The 17,459-nt window shown below is 72.3% G+C and carries 15 protein-coding genes and 1 pseudogene; 11 read left to right on the top strand and 5 right to left on the bottom strand.

Translation table 11 applies throughout. From position 1 onward, the window contains the following. The 3 genes from ACFQ87_RS39720 to ACFQ87_RS39710 all read left to right on the top strand — a co-directional run. Positions 1-686, top strand: a 686-nt coding sequence (locus ACFQ87_RS39720; protein ID WP_380615823.1) for an MFS transporter, incomplete at its 5' end; no start/stop codon positions are given. Then, positions 673-1,962 carry an amylo-alpha-1,6-glucosidase gene (locus tag ACFQ87_RS39715; protein ID WP_380615822.1) on the top strand — a complete coding sequence of 430 codons (1,290 nt, stop codon included), beginning with the start codon at positions 673-675 and terminating at the stop codon, positions 1,960-1,962. The genes ACFQ87_RS39720 and ACFQ87_RS39715, both read left to right, overlap by 14 nt. 1 nt (position 1,963) lies before the next feature. Further along, on the top strand, positions 1,964-2,923 hold the full coding sequence (locus tag ACFQ87_RS39710; RefSeq protein ID WP_380615821.1) for a Gfo/Idh/MocA family protein: 960 nt from the start codon (positions 1,964-1,966) through the stop codon (positions 2,921-2,923). 506 nt (positions 2,924-3,429) lie between these two features. Here ACFQ87_RS39710 and ACFQ87_RS39705 read toward each other — a convergent pair. Together ACFQ87_RS39705 and ACFQ87_RS39700 are read right to left on the bottom strand one after the other, a co-directional pair. After that, positions 3,430-3,723 (bottom strand): annotated as a pseudogene (locus ACFQ87_RS39705) (PP2C family protein-serine/threonine phosphatase); the annotation flags it as partial. Between the two features lie 333 nt (positions 3,724-4,056). After that, positions 4,057-4,857: an exodeoxyribonuclease III gene (locus ACFQ87_RS39700; RefSeq protein WP_380615820.1), complete on the bottom strand. Its 801-nt coding sequence runs from the start codon at positions 4,855-4,857 to the stop codon at positions 4,057-4,059. A gap of 298 nt (positions 4,858-5,155) precedes the next feature. Here ACFQ87_RS39700 and ACFQ87_RS39695 point away from each other — a divergent pair, with 298 nt between their 5' ends. After that, entirely contained in the window at positions 5,156-5,929 is a 774-nt protein-coding gene (locus ACFQ87_RS39695) for a GntR family transcriptional regulator (protein ID WP_380615819.1), read from the top strand. Positions 5,930-6,024: 95 nt separating this feature from the next. Here the strand turns inward: ACFQ87_RS39695 and ACFQ87_RS39690 are convergent, their stop codons facing one another. The 3 genes from ACFQ87_RS39690 to ACFQ87_RS39680 form a co-directional block, all read right to left on the bottom strand. After that, a complete protein-coding gene (locus ACFQ87_RS39690) occupies positions 6,025-7,188 on the bottom strand; it encodes an ROK family protein (protein WP_380615818.1) in 1,164 nt (387 codons plus the stop codon). A 292-nt stretch (positions 7,189-7,480) separates the two neighbouring features. Beyond that, the gene (locus ACFQ87_RS39685) at positions 7,481-7,807 is read right to left on the bottom strand and encodes a hypothetical protein (protein WP_380615817.1); all 327 of its coding nucleotides are present in this window, start codon (positions 7,805-7,807) and stop codon (positions 7,481-7,483) included. A gap of 41 nt (positions 7,808-7,848) precedes the next feature. Beyond that, positions 7,849-9,393, bottom strand: a complete 1,545-nt coding sequence (locus tag ACFQ87_RS39680) for a hypothetical protein (RefSeq protein WP_380615816.1) — start codon at positions 9,391-9,393, stop codon at positions 7,849-7,851. A gap of 277 nt (positions 9,394-9,670) precedes the next feature. Between ACFQ87_RS39680 and paaK the strand changes: the two genes are divergently transcribed. The 7 genes from paaK (at position 9,671) to ACFQ87_RS39645 (ending at position 17,369) form a co-directional block, all read left to right on the top strand. After that, positions 9,671-11,020 (top strand): phenylacetate--CoA ligase PaaK, encoded by a 1,350-nt coding sequence (paaK, locus tag ACFQ87_RS39675; RefSeq protein ID WP_380615815.1) that lies wholly within the window; start codon positions 9,671-9,673, stop codon positions 11,018-11,020. 290 nt (positions 11,021-11,310) lie between these two features. Then, positions 11,311-12,426, top strand: a complete 1,116-nt coding sequence (locus ACFQ87_RS39670) for a sugar ABC transporter substrate-binding protein (RefSeq protein WP_380615814.1) — start codon at positions 11,311-11,313, stop codon at positions 12,424-12,426. Positions 12,427-12,515: 89 nt separating this feature from the next. Continuing rightward, a complete protein-coding gene (locus ACFQ87_RS39665; protein ID WP_380615813.1) occupies positions 12,516-13,295 on the top strand; it encodes an ATP-binding cassette domain-containing protein in 780 nt (259 codons plus the stop codon). 71 nt (positions 13,296-13,366) lie between these two features. Then, on the top strand, positions 13,367-14,635 hold the full coding sequence (locus tag ACFQ87_RS39660; protein ID WP_380615824.1) for a sugar ABC transporter permease: 1,269 nt from the start codon (positions 13,367-13,369) through the stop codon (positions 14,633-14,635). 31 nt (positions 14,636-14,666) lie between these two features. Further along, entirely contained in the window at positions 14,667-15,341 is a 675-nt protein-coding gene (locus ACFQ87_RS39655) for a class I SAM-dependent methyltransferase (protein ID WP_380615812.1), read from the top strand. Positions 15,342-15,401: 60 nt separating this feature from the next. Further along, positions 15,402-15,839 (top strand): GNAT family N-acetyltransferase, encoded by a 438-nt coding sequence (locus tag ACFQ87_RS39650; protein ID WP_380615811.1) that lies wholly within the window; start codon positions 15,402-15,404, stop codon positions 15,837-15,839. A 135-nt stretch (positions 15,840-15,974) separates the two neighbouring features. Then, entirely contained in the window at positions 15,975-17,369 is a 1,395-nt protein-coding gene (locus tag ACFQ87_RS39645) for a pyridoxal phosphate-dependent aminotransferase (RefSeq protein ID WP_380615810.1), read from the top strand. Positions 17,370-17,459 lie beyond the last annotated feature (90 nt).

Below are 17,459 nucleotides of genomic sequence, written 5' to 3'. Positions count from 1 at the left end.
CCCCGCCCGCCGCCTCACCGCCCCCGCACGTGTTCTGGCTGCGCGCCATGCTGTGCGGCACCGTGGTCGGCTTCGAGTTCTGCCTCGCCTACTACGCCGCCCCCGAACTCACCAGTGTGGCCGGCCTGTCGGACGGCCAGGCGTCCGCCGCGCTCGCCGCCTTCTACGGCGGCGAGTTGGCGGGCCGGCTGGCCGGCAGCCGGTTGACCGCGGGCCGGGGCCGATCGGCGCCGCCGCTGGTGGCCGGCGCGCTCGCGCTCGCCGCCGCGGGCTTCCTCCTGCTCTGGCTCTCCACCGTCGCCTGGCTCGCTCTGCCGGCCCTGGCCCTCGCCGGGCTCGGCGTGGCCAACCTGTTCCCGCTGACCCTCTCCCTGGCCGTGAGCGCCGTCGGCACCGAGGGCGGAGAGAGCACCGAGGGCCGCGAGAGCGCCGGGAGCACTGACCGGGCCGGGAGCACCGACCGGGCCACCGCTCGGGTCCAACTCCTGGTCAGCTCCTGCATCATGCTCGCGCCCCTGCTCCTCGGCACGCTGTCCGACCGCCTGGGCGTCCGCACGGCCTTCGGCCTGGCGGGCTGCCTGCTCCCGCTCGCCGCTCTCCTCCTCGCCGCCGCCGGGCGGCAGCCGTCGGCACCCGTACCGGAGCCGTCCCTCGCCCCAGGAGTACCCGCCCATGCCGATCACTGAGAGCTCCACCCGGGCCCGCGCCACCCTGGCCCGCAACCACCGCACCGGGCACTCCCAACTCGCCGCCCGCCGGTACGAGTTCACCTGCCCGTCGCCCGACAGCTACCCCTTCCAGTGGGCCTGGGACAGCAGCTTCCACGCCATCGCCCTCACCCACCTCGACACCCGCCGCGCCAGCGCCGAGCTGCGTTCCCTGCTCTCCGCCGCCACCCCGACCGGCTTCCTGCCGCACATGGTGCTCTGGCAGGACGACCTGCGGCCGACCGCGACGGCGGACTTCCGGATCGACCTCTGGGAGGGCTGGCGGTCCGTCACCATCGCCCCGCCCGTCGTTGCCCACGCCGTCGAGCGGGTCCACCGGGCCACCGGCGACGGCCTCTGGCTGAGCCGGGTGCTGCCGACGACCCTCGCCTTCTTCGACTGGCTGCACACCCACCGCACCGACCCCGGCACCGGCCTGCTGGAAATCCACCAGCCGGACGAGTCCGGGCTCGACAGCAGCCCCAAGTACGACGCCGCGCTCGGCCTCGACCCATTGGACGAGAAGACCGTCCGGCGCGCCTGGCACACCTCGATGCGCGAGCTCATCACCGACTACGCCACGCCCACCCGCACCCCCGAGTCCCCACTGCGCGAGCGCCGTCGCTTCGTCTGGATCGACGTCCTGCTCAACACCGTCTACGCGGACGGCCTCGCGAGCCTCGCCCGGCTCGCCCGCACCGCCGGACTCCCCGAGCGGACCAGCCGGCAACTCGCCGAGCGCTCCCACGCGATCGGCGCCGCTCTGCTGCGGCACTGCTGGGACGAGACCGCAGGTGCCTTCCACGACCTCGACCTGGTGGCGGGCCGCCGAAGCGAGGTGCTCACCGCGAGCGCCCTGTTCCCGATCCTGCTCGACTCGGTGCCGACCGCCGTCGCCAACCGGGTGATCGAGGAACACCTGCTGAACGAGAAGGAGTTCTGGCGCCCGTACCCCGTCCCGAGTGTGGCTGCCACCGAGCCGTCCTACGACCCGGAGTTCCGCACCGGCGCGATCTTCCGCGGCTCCAGCTGGGTCAACCTCAACTGGTACCTGCACCGGGGCCTGCGCCGGCACGGCTACCACGCCGAGGCCGCGACGCTCGCCGAACGCACCTGCGCGCTCGTCGCCGCCTCGGACACCCGCGAGTGCTACGGCCCGGAGGACGCCGCCGGGCACGGCGCCCGCTCATTCGGCTGGAGTTCACTCGTCCTGGACCTCGCCGCACCCTCGACCGAGCCGACGGAGGAGCACTGACGTGGCCAACTGGGGCTTCCTCGGGGCCGGTTCGATCGCCACCTCCAGCCTCGCCCCCGCCGTCCACACGGCGGACGGGCCACGCCTGCACGCCGTCGCGGCGAGCGACCCCGCACGCGCCCGGGCCCTCGGCCCGGCCCGGGTGTACACCGCCTACGACGACCTGCTGGCCGACCCGGAGGTCGACGTCGTCTACGTCGCCCTGCACAACAGCGCCCACCGTCCCTGGGTGGAGCGCGCCCTGACGGCGGGCAAGCACGTGCTGTGCGAGAAGCCGCTCGGGCTGACGGCCGAGGACGTGAGCACAATGGTCCGCACCGCCCGCGCCGCCGGCCGGCTGCTGGTCGAGGCGGCCTGGAACCGCTGGCACCCGCGCACCCGGGAGATGGAGGCGCTGCTCGCCCGGGGCGCGCTCGGCGCCGTGCACACCGTCACGGCCCGGTTCGACGGGCTGGCGCCGGCGCCCGGCAACTACCGGGTGGCCGCCTCGCTCGGCGGCGGCGCCCTGTACGACGTGGGCTACTACGCGGTGTCCGCCGCGCTCGCCGCCTTCGGCTGGCAGCCGCCCCGGGTGGCCGGGGCGCAGCATCGGCTCTGGCGTCGGCCGGGTTCGGCCGACGCGTCCACCGACGCCGTGCTGGAGTTCCCCGGCGGGGGGACGGCCACCATCGGCTGCTCGCTCATCGGCGTCCTGGACGAGTCCTTCACCGCCACCGGCACGGCGGGCGAACTCACCCTCGCGTCCCCCGCCTACTGCGCGGCCGTCGAGCCCAGCACCCTGACCGTCGACGGCGAGAGCCGCCACTACCCGGCAGTGGACCCGTACCGCCTGATGGTCGAGCAGGTGGACGCGGCGATCGGCGGCGACCCCGGCGCCCACCTCGTACCACTGGAACAGTCGCTGCTGATCGCCACCACCCTGGACGCCGTCCGCGACCACCTCGCCCGCCGACCGGCCTGAACAGCCCCGGGTTCAATCGACGGTGGCACGAGGCCCTGCCATGGGTTCCGTGTCCCACACCCGCCGATCCCCTCCACCGAGGGCACGGTGCGGTGGGGCCGTGCCGTCGCCCGGCCACCCCGCTGCCGGACGGTACCTGCAGGCTGCGCTTCGGCTACGGCACCGCCGAGGACTTCGAACTGGTGGTCGGTGCCGACGGCGCCTGGTCACGCGTCCGCCCGGCCCTGTCGCACGCCGTACCCGGATACACCGGCGTCACCTTCGTCGAGACCGGATTCGACCACTGCGACTCCCGCCATCGCGACCTCGCGCGGCTGGTCGGCAACGGATCGATGCTGGCGAAGGGCGCCGGCAGGTCCCTGGTCGCCCAGCGCAACAGCAACGGCCACATCCGCGCCTACATCGCGCTCCGCGTGCCGCAGGACTGGCACGTGGCCGCCGGTATCGCCCCCGGCGACCAGCGGGCCGTGCGGACGCACCTGCTGACGATGTTCGACGGCTGGGACGATGGACGCGCGGGCCATGACCGTGGCGGGGGTGTGTCCTTCGGTGGCGTAGACCCGCAGGGCGATCCTCAACTGACCCATGATGGCGGCCGCGTGGCTGTCGTGCCCCTCCACGTCGCCGACCACGAGATTCACCCGCCGACCCGACATGGGGATGACGCCGTACCAGTCCCCGCCCGCCTCGCGTCCGCTGCGGCCGGCTCGGTAGCGGACGGCCACCTCACCGCCGTTGATCTCGGGGATGCGGCGAGGCAGCATGGTGGTCTGGAGCGTGGTCGCGAGTTCGCGTTCCTGCAGCGGAGCCTCGCGCAGCCACGGCTTGGGCACGGTGAGGCTGAGGTCGGCGAAGCTGGCACGGACGGCATCGGTGTTTACGGTGCTGCTGTCGACCACGGTGCCGTCGAAATCGAAGATGGCTGCCTCCGACCGCAGGGCGCTGGAGTGTTGACAATGCCATCGGAGCCGGCGATCGACTCACTTTGTAAAACGCTCCAGCGGGGAAGTCCGCTGGAGCTTGAGGTCGGTGTCGCGTCGGCCTGCAGATGAGAGGGAATTCTGGCACGGCTGGGTTTTATGGACCTCTGGCTGCCTCTCGGTGCTGCTGAACTAGCGCTGGCTGTCAGCCAGTTAGCCGAGATCGAACACGGCGGTGACGGGTGCGTGGTCGGACCAGCGCTCGGCGTGGGAAGCGGCTCGTTCGACGTAGGCCTCGATAGCCCTACCTGCCAAATTCTTAGTGCATACGATTAGGTCGATCCTCCAGCCGGAGTCGTTGTCGAAGGCGCGGCCGCGGTAGGACCACCAGGAGTAGGGGCCGGTGCGGTCGGGGTGGAGGGCGCGGACGACGTCGACGTAGCCGGCCTCGTCGTAGACGCGGGAGAGCCAGGCGCGTTCCTCGGGGAGGAAGCCGGCGGACTTCTGGTTGGCCTTCCAGTTCTTGAGGTCCTCGGGGCGGTGGGCGATGTTCCAGTCGCCGCAGACCACGACCTCGCGGCCGTCGGCCGCGGCGCGGGTGCGCAGGGCGGTGAGGTGGTCGAGGAATTCCGCCATGAAGCGTTCCTTCTCGTCCTGGCGCTCGGTGCCGACTTCGCCGGAGGGGAGGTAGAGGCTGGCGACGGTCAGGCCGGGCAGGTCGATTTCGACATACCTGCCCGAATTGTCGAATTCCTCCGATCCGAATCCGATAACGGTGCGCTGCGGCTCCTGCCGGGAGAGGACGGCCACGCCGGCCCGGCCCTTGGCGACGGAGGGGGCCCAGACCGCGTGCCAGCCGTCCAGGTCGCGCAGTTCGACGGGCAGCTGCCCGGGCTCGGAGCGCACCTCCTGGAGGCAGATCACGTCCGCCTCGGTTCCGGCCAGCCATTCGACGAAGCCCTTCTTGGCCGCCGCCCGGATTCCGTTCACATTGACACTCGTCACCACGATCACCCGGGCAGCCTACCGACTGGCCTCGCCCACGCCGAAGCGTGACGCGCTGCCGCAGGCGGTGCCGGGTCGCCGGAAATCAGCTGTCGTGAACGCGGCATGAATCTCCCGCGACGGCCGCGTCAAGCCGTGCCATTGGTCTTGACCATCTCCGGACGCAACACCTAGGGTCGCTTACTGCAAGGACCTTTAATAAAGAAGGACGGATAAAGGCCCGCTCTCCCACCTGCCGCAACAGCGGGCAGCGGGCCGTGGATCCGCCCTCCTTGTCAGGGCGGACAGCAGCAGGGTGGAGGACACGGTGGGAACGACAGGACAGCTTTCGGCGGTGCCGGAACCGAAGTACTGGCACCTGCGCACGGTGCTGCTGCGGGCCATCGACTCGGAGTTCTCCACCGGCCAGGTCCTGCCGAACGAGCGCGAGCTCGCCGCCCGCTTCGGGGTGGCCCGGGCCACGTTGCGGCAGGCGCTCGACCAGCTGGAGCTGGAGGGCCGCCTGGTCCGCCGCCGGGGGATCGGCACCCTGATCGCCGCCCCGCGGGTCGGAGTCCCGGTGAACCGGCAGGAGGAGGGCTGGCCCGGCGCCGGCCGTAGCCAGTCCTGGCGCACGGTCGACTGCACCACCGCCCCCGCCTCCGCGCAGCTGGCCAAGAACCTGGGCATCGCCGAGGGCGCCACCGTGCACACCGTCCGTCGGGTCCGCCTGGTCGAGGGCCGTGCGATGGCCTGCGAGTCGCTGCACGTCCCGGCCTCCGCGCTGCCGCACCTGCCCGGCTTCCGGGCCGAGAGCGACCGCGCTCGTTCGGTGCTGCGCCAGCTGGAGCGACTGGAGGTGGACGGCGAGTCCCGCGCCGTCGAGCTCGGCGTCGCCGAGGCCGAGGAGGCCCTGCTGCTGGAGCGCCCCCCGGGCACCCCGGTGCTGGTCATGACCACCCAGTACGCCTCGGTGGGCCGGCTGGTGGCGCTCGCCGTCGCCACCTACCGGGCGGACACCTGCAAGCTGACCTTCGGCGAGGCCGGCCTGGTCGAGGTCACCCCGGTCGGCGCGGCCTCCGAGGTCCGCACCGCCTCCTGAACCATTTCCCGACACCCTCAGGCAACGGCCCGGGCGCCCAAGTGGCGTCCGGGCCTTTGTCGTTGAGGGGGTAGGGGGTCCGGTCCCGGTACCGGTCAGATCCGGGGCGGGTCGACGGCGAAGAGCTGGTCCTCGACGTGGTCAAGGGCGACCCGCAGGGCGCCCATCGCGACGACCTCCGAACCCAGCGCCGCCAGCGCCACCTCGGGGGCGCGCAGGGTGAACTGGGCCAGCCGCTCGCGCAGCGGCTCCAGCACGCCGTCCAGTCCGGCGGCCCAGCCACCGATCACCACCAGCTGCGGGTCGATGGCCAGCACCAGCGCCGCGACGCCCTGCACCAGGCGGGTGAGGAAGCGGTCCATGGCGACCTTGGCCACCTCGTCGCCCTCCCGGGCCAGCCGCAGCACCCGGGCGACCGCCGCCTCGTCCAGCGGGTTGAGCGGCTTGCCGGTGGTGGAGAGCAGCCTCTCCGGGGTGACCTCCTGGCCGAGCAGGTGCAGCGCGCCGATCTCGCCGGCCGCGCCGCCGTAGCCGCGGTGCAGCTTGCCGTTGATCAGTGAGCCGGCGCCGGGGCTCAGGCCCGCCATCACGAAGACCACGTCGTCGGCTCCGAGCGCCGCGCCTTGCCAGTGCTCGGCGATGGCGGCAAGGTTGGCGTCGTTCTCGATCAGGACCGGGCAGCGGAACGAGCGCCGCAGCCGGGCGCCGAGGTCCAGGCCGGTCCAGCCGGGCATCGCGGTGCCGAGCTGGACGGTGCCCTCGCGGTCCACGATGCCGGGGGTGCCGATGCCGACGGCCCACAGGTTGTCCCGCGAGATCCCGGCCTTGCGCAGCACCTCGGCGACGGCGGTGCGGACGGCGGCGAGCCGGTCCTCGGCGTCCAGGGCCTCTTCCACCGGCTTGAAGTGACTGCCCACCACCTCGCCGGTGAGGTCGGCGAGGATGACCCGGATGTCGTGCACGCCGATCTCGATGCCGAGGATGTGCCCGGCCTCGGCGCGGAAGCGGAACCAGCGGGCCGGGCGGCCGCGGCGGCCGGTGCCCGACTGGCCGTCCTCGCGGGGCTGCTCGACCTCGGCCACCAGTCCGGTCTCGACCAGACCCTCGATCACGCCCTCGACGGTCGGCCGGGAGAGCCCGGTCTCGCCGACGAGCTGAGTGAGGGTCACGGAGTGGCCGGCCCGCAGCGCCCGAAGCGTGACCGCGGCGTTGATCCGCCGCAGCAGCGAGGAGTCTCCTCCGGTGAGCCGATCCGCCAATGCGATGCCCTTCGCCGTTCGCGCGACTGCCGTGGCGCGCGGTGTCGAGTGCGCGGAGCCCACCGAATGGCCCGCGGGGAGGTGCCCCCGGAACGCGGCACGGGCGGCGCGAGGGCCGCCCGCGCGAGGGCCCGGAGGACATGCCGGAGCCTACCCGGGGACCGCCCCGCGCGGCGAGGATTCCCGCAGCTCATCCGGGCTTCGGTATCGAAATGGTACGGATCGGGTGGTGGCGCGTGATCCGGGCTTCACGAGTCGCTCACGGGTCACGCGCATCCGGGCGCCCGGGACGTCACCGCCCGCTCTCGGACGGCCCGCGACCCGGGCGCCGCCCCCTGCCCACCAGCTGACCGCACGGGCCGGCCGGGCGCACCGCCCGGAGCCCCCGCACCGACCAGCGTGAGCGCACCGACAGCAGCGAGCCGACGCTCAGCCAGGAGCACGCCGACAGCGCGCTGAAGACCGAGCCGGCCGAGCCGATCGACAGCACGCTGCCGACCGACCCGACGGAGAGCACCGAGCCGACCGAGCCGATCGACAGCAGCGAGCCGATGGAACCGATGGAGGCGATCGAGCCCAGTGAGGCCCGGGAGCGGATCGAGCGCACGGAAGCGGCCATGGGTCCGATGGTAGCCGTGGCTCGACAGCCGTGGCTCGGCGTCAGTCCACTCGGGCGGCGAACAGCCGCTGCCCCAGCAGCCCCATCGGGTGCCCGTCCTCCGGCAACGTGAGCACGGTCGGGCAGCCGGCCGCGGTGAGCGCGGCCTGCCAGCGTTCGGCCGGGTGGGCGGTCAGGCCGCGGGCGTCGCCGGTGATCAGCAGGTCGAGCTGTTCGACGGTGGGCGCGAGCAGCAGCAGCCGGCCGCCGGGGGAGAGCAGGTCGACCAGGGCCGGGACCTCCTCCTCGGGCCGTCCGGTCGCGGTGGCGACCACGACGTCGTAGCGGCCGCCGTCGGGGGCGAGGTGGTGCTCGGCGGTCTGCCGGGGGCGGGCGGCCAGGGCGCGGGTGATCGCGGTCTCGGCGCCGTCGCGGTCGAGTTCGAGCACCCGCAGCGGCTCCGTCCCGTCGTGGGCCTCGGCGGTGCCGCGCACCAGGGCGCCGACGGCGGCGCCGAGGTAGCCGCGGGAGGCGGCCCAGCGGACCGGGGCGGCGGCCGGACGGGGCGCCTCCTCGCCGCTGATCAGCCGGGGCAGCCGCAGCGCGCCGCGCCGTGCCCGGTCGAGGGCGGCGGCCGGACCGAGCCCGTCGGCCCAGGCCTCGACGGCGGGGCGCCAGGCGTCCCGGACCTCGGCGGCGGTGAGTGCGGGCGCGCCGTGGAAGGTCGGGCCCTGGGCGCCGCCGTCCTGGCGGGCGATCAGGCCGTGCCGGGCGAGGGCGTCCAGCCAGCGGCCGACCCGGGGGCGCTGGGCGGGGGTGACCAGGGCGGTGGCGAGGAGCTCGGGTTCGGAGCAGCCGTGCGCGGGGTCGGTGAGGGCGCCGGCCTGCTGGAGGGTGTGCAGCAGCGAGGTGAGGACGGCCCGGTCGAGGTGGGCGCCGAACTCGGTGACCTGCTCGGCGGTGACGCCGATGCTGTGCTTCCAGGCGGCGGCGGTGGCGGCCTCCGCGTCGGCGTGCAGCCGGCGGTCGGCGGCCTCGGCCTGGCTGTGCGGGGCGCGGACGTGGGCGAGGACGGCGCCGAGCGCGTCGACGGCGGCGTACACGTCGTCCTGGCGGGGCTCGGGTCCGACGTGCAGGACCAGCCGCAGCGCGCCGAGGTCGTGCTCGGAGAGGCCGGGTTGCCGGCTGAGCCGCCAGAGCAGGGCGGAGGGCAGGCTGAGGTGGGTGGTGCCGTTGGCGGCGAGGGCGGCCAGCTGCTCGTCGGCCTGTTGTTCGGGGTCGGCGCAGTGCACGGTGCCGCCGGCCAGCAGGGTGGCCAGGGCGAGTTCGACGGCGAGGTCGGTGGCGGGGTGCAGCACGGTGTGCCGGATCGGCGGCGGGCCGAGGACGCCGGCCCAGTGCCGGAGCCGCTGTTCGGCGGTGCGGGCGGCGGAGGGCGGCATCGCGGCGTGTTCGGCGACGCGTTCGGCGAGGGCCCGGGGCAGGCCGCCCGGCGGGGAGACGCCGAGCAGCAGGCCGATGCCGCTGATCGCGCGCCCGTCGGCGACGACGGCGGGCCGGTCGCCGAGCTCGCGCAGCGCGCTGACCAGCGCAGGGGTCGAGGCCAAGATGATCACTCCGGGGTGCAGGGGAGAAGCCGCACTACTGAACCATGCGTCCGGGCCGGAAGCGGCCGCCTACGGGTCAAAATTCCGTAATGATTTTCATATCGGCTAGCCAAGCGGGTGGAGCGATCCCGGCACGAAGGTGCCGGAACTTCACATTCCGGGACCCTTGCGCGATCCCTTGACAGGTGGTTCGGGTGCTGGGTTACTTGGCCTGGGCTTGCCCTGACCGAACGATCGGTAGGGCCTCCTGGATCGGCCGACCTGCGAAGGAGCGACGATGACCGCCAGCGCACCCGACCCGCGTCGACGCCTGGGGGAGCCGATTCCACCCGCACTCCTGGACGCGGGGGAGCGGATGAGCGTCGACGAACTGCGCGCCCACCAGCTCGACCGGCTCCGGGCCACCCTGCGGCACGCGTACGACAACGTCGAGCTCTACCGCCGCAAGTTCGACGCGGCCGGCGTGCGCCCCGAGGACTGCCGCAGCCTGGACGACCTCGCCCGCTTCCCCTTCACCACCAAGGCCGACCTGCGCGAGGGCTACCCCTTCGGCATGTTCGCCGTCCCGATGGAGCGGGTCCGCCGGATCCACGCCTCCAGTGGCACCACCGGGCGCCCGACCGTGGTCGGCTACACCGAGAACGACCTGTCCATGTGGGCCGACGTGGTCGCCCGCTCGATCCGCGCGGCCGGCGGCCGGCCCGGCGACAAGGTGCACATCGCCTACGGCTACGGGCTGTTCACCGGGGGGCTGGGGGCGCACTACGGCGCCGAGCGGGCCGGCTGCACCGTCATCCCGGCCTCCGGCGGCATGACCGCCCGCCAGGTCCAGCTGATCCAGGACTTCCGGCCCGAGATCATCATGGTCACCCCGTCCTACCTGCTGACCCTGCTGGACGAGTTCGAGAAGCAGGGCGTCGACCCGCGCGCCAGCTCGCTGAAGGTCGGCATCTTCGGCGCCGAGCCCTGGACCGAGGCGATGCGGCGCGAGATCGAGGACCGGCTCGACCTGCACGCCGTCGACATCTACGGCCTCTCCGAGGTGGTCGGCCCCGGCATCGCCCAGGAGTGCGTGGAGACCAAGGACGGACTGCACATCTGGGAGGACCACTTCTACCCGGAGGTCGTCGACCCGCTGGCCGATCAACCGGGGGCCGACCGGGTGCTGCCGGAGGGCGAGGGCGGCGAGCTGGTCTTCACCTCGCTCACCAAGGAGGCCCTGCCGGTCATCCGCTACCGCACCCGCGACCTCAGCCGGCTGCTGCCCGGCACCGCGCGGCCGTCCTTCCGGCGGATGGAGAAGGTCACCGGGCGCAGTGACGACATGATCATCCTGCGCGGGGTGAACGTCTTCCCGACCCAGATCGAGGAGATCCTGCTGCGCACCCCGGGCGTCGCCCCGCACTTCCAGTTGCGGCTGACCCGGCAGGGGCGGCTGGACCACATGACGGTACGGGTCGAGGCCCGTCCGGAGGCGCCGGCCGGGCAGCGGGAGGCGGCGCGGGCGGCGATCGTCCGCGCGGTGAAGGACGGCGTGGGCGTGACGGTCGCGGCCGAGGTGGTGGAGCCGTACACGCTGGAGCGCTCGGTCGGGAAGATCAAGCGGGTGATCGACGAGCGGCGGTAGCCGACGGGGCGGTCGAGGAACGGCAGTGGTCGACGGGGCGGTCGACGAGCGGCCGCAGTGGTCGACGGGCGGTCGACCGGGCCGCTGTGGCGGGCCGCGGGAGCGGGAGGTCGGAGGCGCACGGCTGTCCGGGGGGTGATGCCGTACGCCTCCGACGTCTACAGAAATGTAGACGGTCACCCGGTGGGACGTCCAGCCGCGACCCGTTCGGCGCATCCGGATCGTGGTGCGGCCCGGAACTTCCCAGACTCTGAGGGGAGGGGGTGGACTCAACCGGAGAGGCAATCCTCATGAGCAACGGGCTTCGCCGCGTCCTCGCGGTGACCGCGGTGGTTTCCCTCGGCCTGGGTGCGGCGTCCTGCGGCAGTGCCAAGCAGGCCTCCAGTGGCGGGTCGCCCGGAGGCGCGGGCGCGAGCGTCGCCGTGGGGGCCGTGCGGATCGGGCTGCTGCTGCCGGAGACCAAGACCACCCGCTACGAGCAGTTCGACCGCCCGCTGATCGAGAAGAAGATCAAGGAACTGGCGCCGCAGGCCCAGATCGACTACTACAACGCCAACCAGGACGCGACCCTCCAGCAGACCCAGGTCGACACCGCCCTCACCAAGGGCGACAAGGTGCTGATCCTGGACCCGGTGGACTCCAAGTCGATCCAGTCCTCCGTCCAGAAGGCCCACGACGCCGGCGTCAAGGTGCTCGCCTACGACCGGCTCGCCCAGGGTCCGGTCGACGCGTACGTCTCCTTCGACAACCACAAGGTCGGCGAGCTGCAGGGTCAGGCGCTGGTCGCCGCGGTGGGCGACAGGGCGAAAGCGGGCGAGATCTTCATGATCAACGGCTCGCCCACCGACCCCAACGCGGCCGACTTCAAGGCCGGCGCGCACAGCGCCATCGACGGCAAGCTGAAGATCGGCAAGGAGTTCGACACCCCGCAGTGGGACCCGAACACGGCCAACCAGGAGGCCGCCGCCGCCATCACCGCGATCGGCGGGCCCAACGTGGTCGGCGCCTACGCCGCCAACGACGGCATGGCCGCCGGTGTCGCGACCGCGCTCAAGGCGGCCGGTATCAGCGTTCCGCTGACCGGTCAGGACGCCCAACTCGACGGCATCCAGCGGATCGTGGCGGGCACCCAGACCATGACGGTCTACAAGCCGCTCAAGCCGGAGGCCGAAGCGGCCGCTCAGATCGCGGTCGCGCTCGCCTCGGGCAAGCCCCTGGACTCCACGCTCGTGCCGAACACGGTGACCAACGGCAGCGGCAACAAGGTGCCCGCCAACCTGCTCACGCCGATCGTCGTCACCAAGGACAAGATCAAGGACACCGTGGTCGCCGACGGCTTCTACACCGTCGCCCAGATCTGCACGCCGGACTACGCCGCCGCCTGCAAGACCATCGGCCTCCAGTAGCCGACGGCATCCCCCCCCCCGAAGCCGAAAGCCGAACGCCGAACACGCCCCGCCTCCAGGGCGGAGGCAGGGCAAGGGAGTTGGTCACTGTGGCAGGTGAGGCCGTACTGGCCCTGCGAAGGGTCTCCAAACGGTTCGGCGCCGTCCAGGCGCTCACCGACATCGAACTGGAGGTGCACGCCGGCGAGGTGGTGGCCCTGGTCGGCGACAACGGCGCCGGCAAGTCCACCCTGGTCAAGGCGATCGCCGGGGTGCACCAGCCGGACGAGGGCGTCATCGAGTGGCAGGGCAGGCCGGTGGGCATCCAGCGCCCGCAGGACGCCCAGCAGTTGGGCATCGCGACCGTCTACCAGGACCTCGCGCTCTGCGACAACCTCGACGTGGTCGGGAACCTCTTCCTCGGCCGCGAGATCCGGCGCTTCGGCGTCCTCGACGAGGTCGCGATGGAGAAGCGCTCCCGGTCCCTGCTGGACACCCTCTCCATCCGCATCCCCAGCGTGCGGATCCCGGTCGCCTCGCTCTCCGGCGGCCAGCGCCAGGTCGTCGCGATCGCCCGCGCGCTGATCGGCTCGCCCAAGGTCGTGCTGCTCGACGAGCCGACCGCCGCCCTGGGCGTCGAGCAGACCGCCCAGGTGCTCGACCTGGTCGAGCGGCTGCGCGAGCAGGACCACGGCGTGATCCTGATCAGCCACAACATGGCGGACGTGATGGCCGTGGCGGACACCGTCGCGGTGCTGCGCCTGGGCCGCAACAACGGCGTCTTCGACAAGCGCTACACCAACCAGGAAGAGATCATCTCGGCCATCACCGGCGCCACGGACAACGCCGTGACCCGTCGCAAGGCCCGTGGCCAGGAGGGTTCCCAGTGAGCGAGAACATCCCCGGGGGCATCCCCGGCGGCGGACCCGAACACCATCGCACCCCGCTGCCCGAGGACAGCATGCCCATCGGCGGCGTCAACGCGCCCGTCCCGGTGGCCCCGGACGCCACCCCCGCCGTCGACCCCCGGCTGATCGTGCGCCAGGAGGGCCTCAAGGGCTACCTGGGCGAGTTCCGCCGCCGGACGAGCAGCGGCGAACTGGGCTCGCTGCCCGTGGTGCTGGCCCTGATCGTGATCTGGGCGGTGTTCGGCAGCCTCAACAGCGCCTTCCTGTCCGCCCAGAACCTCTCCAACCTGTCCCAGCAGATCGTCGGCACCGGCATGATCGCGATCGGTGTGGTCTTCGTGCTGCTGCTCGGCGAGATCGACCTCTCGGTCGGCTCGGTCAGCGGTCTGTGCGCGGCGATCTTCGCGGTCCTCAACGTGTCCAACGGCGTCAACCAGTGGGTCGCGCTGATCACCGCGATCGTCGGCGGCGCGATCGTCGGCGCGATCCACGGCATCTTCTTCGCCAAGATCGGCGTCCCGGCCTTCGTCGTCACCCTGGCCGGCAACCTCGGCTGGAACGGCCTGATGCTCCAGGTGCTCGGTGCCACCGGCACCGTCAACCTGTCGGGCAGGGACATCGTCTCCAGGCTCTACAGCACCATCTACGGCCAGCAGATCGCCGCCTACGGCACGGCGGTGGTCGGCGTGGTGCTGTTCCTGGGCGCCTCGCTGGTCGACGCCCGCCGGCGCGAGGCCGCGGGCGTCCCGTTCCGGCCGGTCTCCGACATCGTGCTGCGCACCGTGCTGCTGGCGATCATCGCCTTCCTGGCCGCCTACACGCTCAACCAGTACAAGGGCCTGCCGCTGGCACTGCTGATCTTCCTGATCTTCATCGTGGTGCTGGACTTCGTGCTGCGCCGCACCTCGTACGGGCGACAGGTGTTCGCGCTCGGCGGCAACATCGAGGGCGCCCGCCGGGCCGGCATCAACGTGGCCTGGATCAGGATCAGCGTCTTCACCATCTGCTCCACCATGGCGGCGGTCGGCGGCCTGTTCCTGGCCGCGCAGATCCAGTCCGCCAGTCAGACCTCCGGCGGCGGCAACCTGCTGATGAACGCCATCGCCGCGGCCGTCATCGGCGGCACCAGCCTGTTCGGCGGGCGTGGCAAGACCTGGTCGGCGCTGCTCGGTGCGCTGGTGATCGGCTCGATCCAGTCCGGGATGAACATCCAGGGCCTGAGCAACGCCATCCAGTTCATGATCACGGGCGCGGTGCTGCTGGCCGCCGTCGTGGTCGACTCGCTGGCCCGCCGCACCCAGAAGGCCGCCGGTCGGGCGTGAGCACTGCCTGCGCGGCCCTATGCTGCGGGGCATGCCGAGTTCGCTGCGACTTCATCAACCGGACACGGATCTGGCGTTCATCCTGCGTGAGACCGCGTTGAAGCCCGTCCCGTTCGTCCCCGAGATCAGCCTGCACATGGCCGAGGACGCGATCGCCCTCTGGGAGACCACCGAGAAGGCGCGCGGCGAGGTCGGACTGCCGCCCCCGTTCTGGGCGTTCGCCTGGGCCGGGGGCGTGGCCGTCACCCGGTACGTGCTGGACCACCCCGAGGTCGTGGCCGGGCGCACCGTGCTCGACATCGCGGCCGGGTCCGGCCTGGTGGGCGTCGCCGCCGCGCTGCGCGGGGCCGACTCGGTGCGCGCCGCCGAGATCGACGCCTACGCGGTCACCGCCATCGGGCTCAACGCCGAGGCCAACGGCGTCCGGGTGGAGGGCGCGTTGGTCGATCTCGTCGACGGCGACGGCGCCCCGGCCGACATCGTGCTCGCCGGGGACGTCTTCTACGAACGGGCCATGGCCGCCCGCTTCCTTCCCTTCCTCGAACGGGCCGCCGCGCGCGGCGCCACCGTCATCGTCGGCGACCCCGGCCGCGCCTACCTGCCCCGGGAGCGGTTCACCGCGGCGGCCTCGTACGAGGTGCCGGTCGTCGCCGACCTGGAGGACATGGCGATCAAGACCACGACCGTGTGGCGGCTGGGGCGTTAGAGGCGTCCGGCGTTCGGAATTCCAGGTGCCGGGGCGACCGGGCCTGCTAGACACGGCCCCATGACCGACGACATCGCCCTGCGCACCGCAACGCCTGACGAGATCCCCGCCCTGCTCGCCCTCTGGGCGAGGGCCGCCAAGGGCACCAGCATCACCGACGACGAGGCGGGCGTGGCGGCGCTGCTCGCCCGGGACCCGGACTGCCTGATCGTCGCCACCCCGGCCGACGACCCGAAGACCCCGCTCGGCACCGTGATCGCGGGCTGGGACGGATGGCGCTGCCACCTCTACCGCCTCGCCGTCGACCCCGAGCACCGCCGCCGGGGCATCGGCGCCGCGCTGCTGGCCGCCGCCGAGGAACATTTCGCGGCGCTCGGCGGCCGCCGGGCCGACGCCATGGTGCTGGACGACAACGCCCTCGGCCACCGCACCTGGCAGGCCGCCGGATACCGGCCCGAACCGCAGTGGAGCCGCTGGGTCAAGCCGCTGCCCGCCTGAGCGTTCCCATTCGGACGGCTGCCGCGCGCTGGCGGCCGTCCTCGGCGCATGGTCCGCTGGGGCCGACGCGTGTGCGAACGGCTACGTTCCGTCACGCGATCGAACCCGCCCACCCGACAGGGGACCACCATGACCATGACCGAGAACAGCCTCAAGCTCGCCTCGCCCGAGGCCGCCGCCGACGTGCTGGCCGGCCTGACCGACTTCGAGCAGGCCCTCGCCTTCTATCACCAGCACCTGGCGCCGGACACCGCGATCAACCTGTCCGTCGCGGAGAACGTCCTGCTGTACCAGCAGTCGATGGACACGGACGTCTTCAAGAAGATCAAGCTGATCCCCGAGCGGAACATCCAGTACATGGCCTCGGCCGGCACCCCGCAGCTGCGCCGGCAGGTCGCGGAGCTGCTCAGCCGGGCGTTCGGCGACACCGTCTCGGAGGAGAACGTCTTCGGCTGCGCCGGGGTCTCCTCCGCGCTGGAGTGCATCGCGTTCGGGCTGATGCGCAAGGGCGCGGGCACGCCGGCGCTCAAGCCGAAGGACGAGGTGCTGATCCCGGCGCCGTACTGGCAGGGCTTCAACTGGTCCTTCCAGGAGCGGCCCAAGCTGAAGTGCGTCCCGGTGAACCTGCCCACCACGGGCAAGGGCCGGTACCGGCTCACCCTGGACCTGATCGTCGAGGCCTACGAGGCGCGGCAGAAGGCCGGCCACCGCCCGCGGATGCTCGTCCTCACCAACCCGCACAATCCGCTGGGCGTCAACTACGACAAGGCGCTGCTGGAGGAGATCTACGCCTGGGCGATGGCGTACACCGACATGCACATCATCTCCGACGAGATCTACTGTCACTCCCAACTCGACAGCTCCGCACCGAAGTTCACCAGCGCGGTGAAGCTGGGGGCGTACTCGGGCTTCGCCGACCGGATCCACGTGGTGTGGGGCTTCGCCAAGGACTTCGGACTGTCGGGCTTCCGCACCGGCTTCGTGGTCTCCAAGAACCCCGCGGTGCACCGGGCCATGCTGGGCAACAGCGACCCGGCCGAAAAGACCCACCCGCTGCCCTGGTTCACCCCGTTCGACTCGCTGAAGACCTACGTCATCGGGGAGTTGCTCAGTGCCCACCACAACGGCGAGCGCTACACGACGTACGCGATGAAGACCTACCCCGGGCTGCTCAGCGAGAGCTTCCGCGCCGTCAAGGGCACGCTGGACGCGGCCGGGATCAAGTACGTCCACCGGGACGGGGACAACTCCGCGATGTTCTTCTGGCTGGACCTCACCGAGTACCTCGGCAAGCGCGCGGGGCAGGCCCACGGCGAACTGCCGGTGATCAGGGCGGACGGGCTCGACCCGGACGAGAAGTGGCTGTTCGACTACCTCGCCGCCAAGCCCACCGAGGTAACCCTGCTGCCCGGCGGTGTCATGCACAACCCCGCGCCCGGGTTCTTCCGGCTCTGCTTCACCGCCAGCCCGGCCAAGGAGGTCGTGGACGCGGTCGGGCGGATGGCGACGGCGCTCGGCAAGTTGAAGTAGCCCCGGGGTGCGGCCCCCGGCGCAAGGGGGCGAACCCCCGCCGGCCGCCGCGACAACCCGCCAACCAGGCCCCCAACCCCTTTTAGTGGC

Source organism: Kitasatospora sp. NPDC056531 (assembly GCF_042794375.1).
GTDB lineage: Bacteria > Actinomycetota > Actinomycetes > Streptomycetales > Streptomycetaceae > Kitasatospora.
Note: the sequence above shows the minus strand (reverse complement) of the source record. Positions and strands in the feature narration are given on the sequence as shown.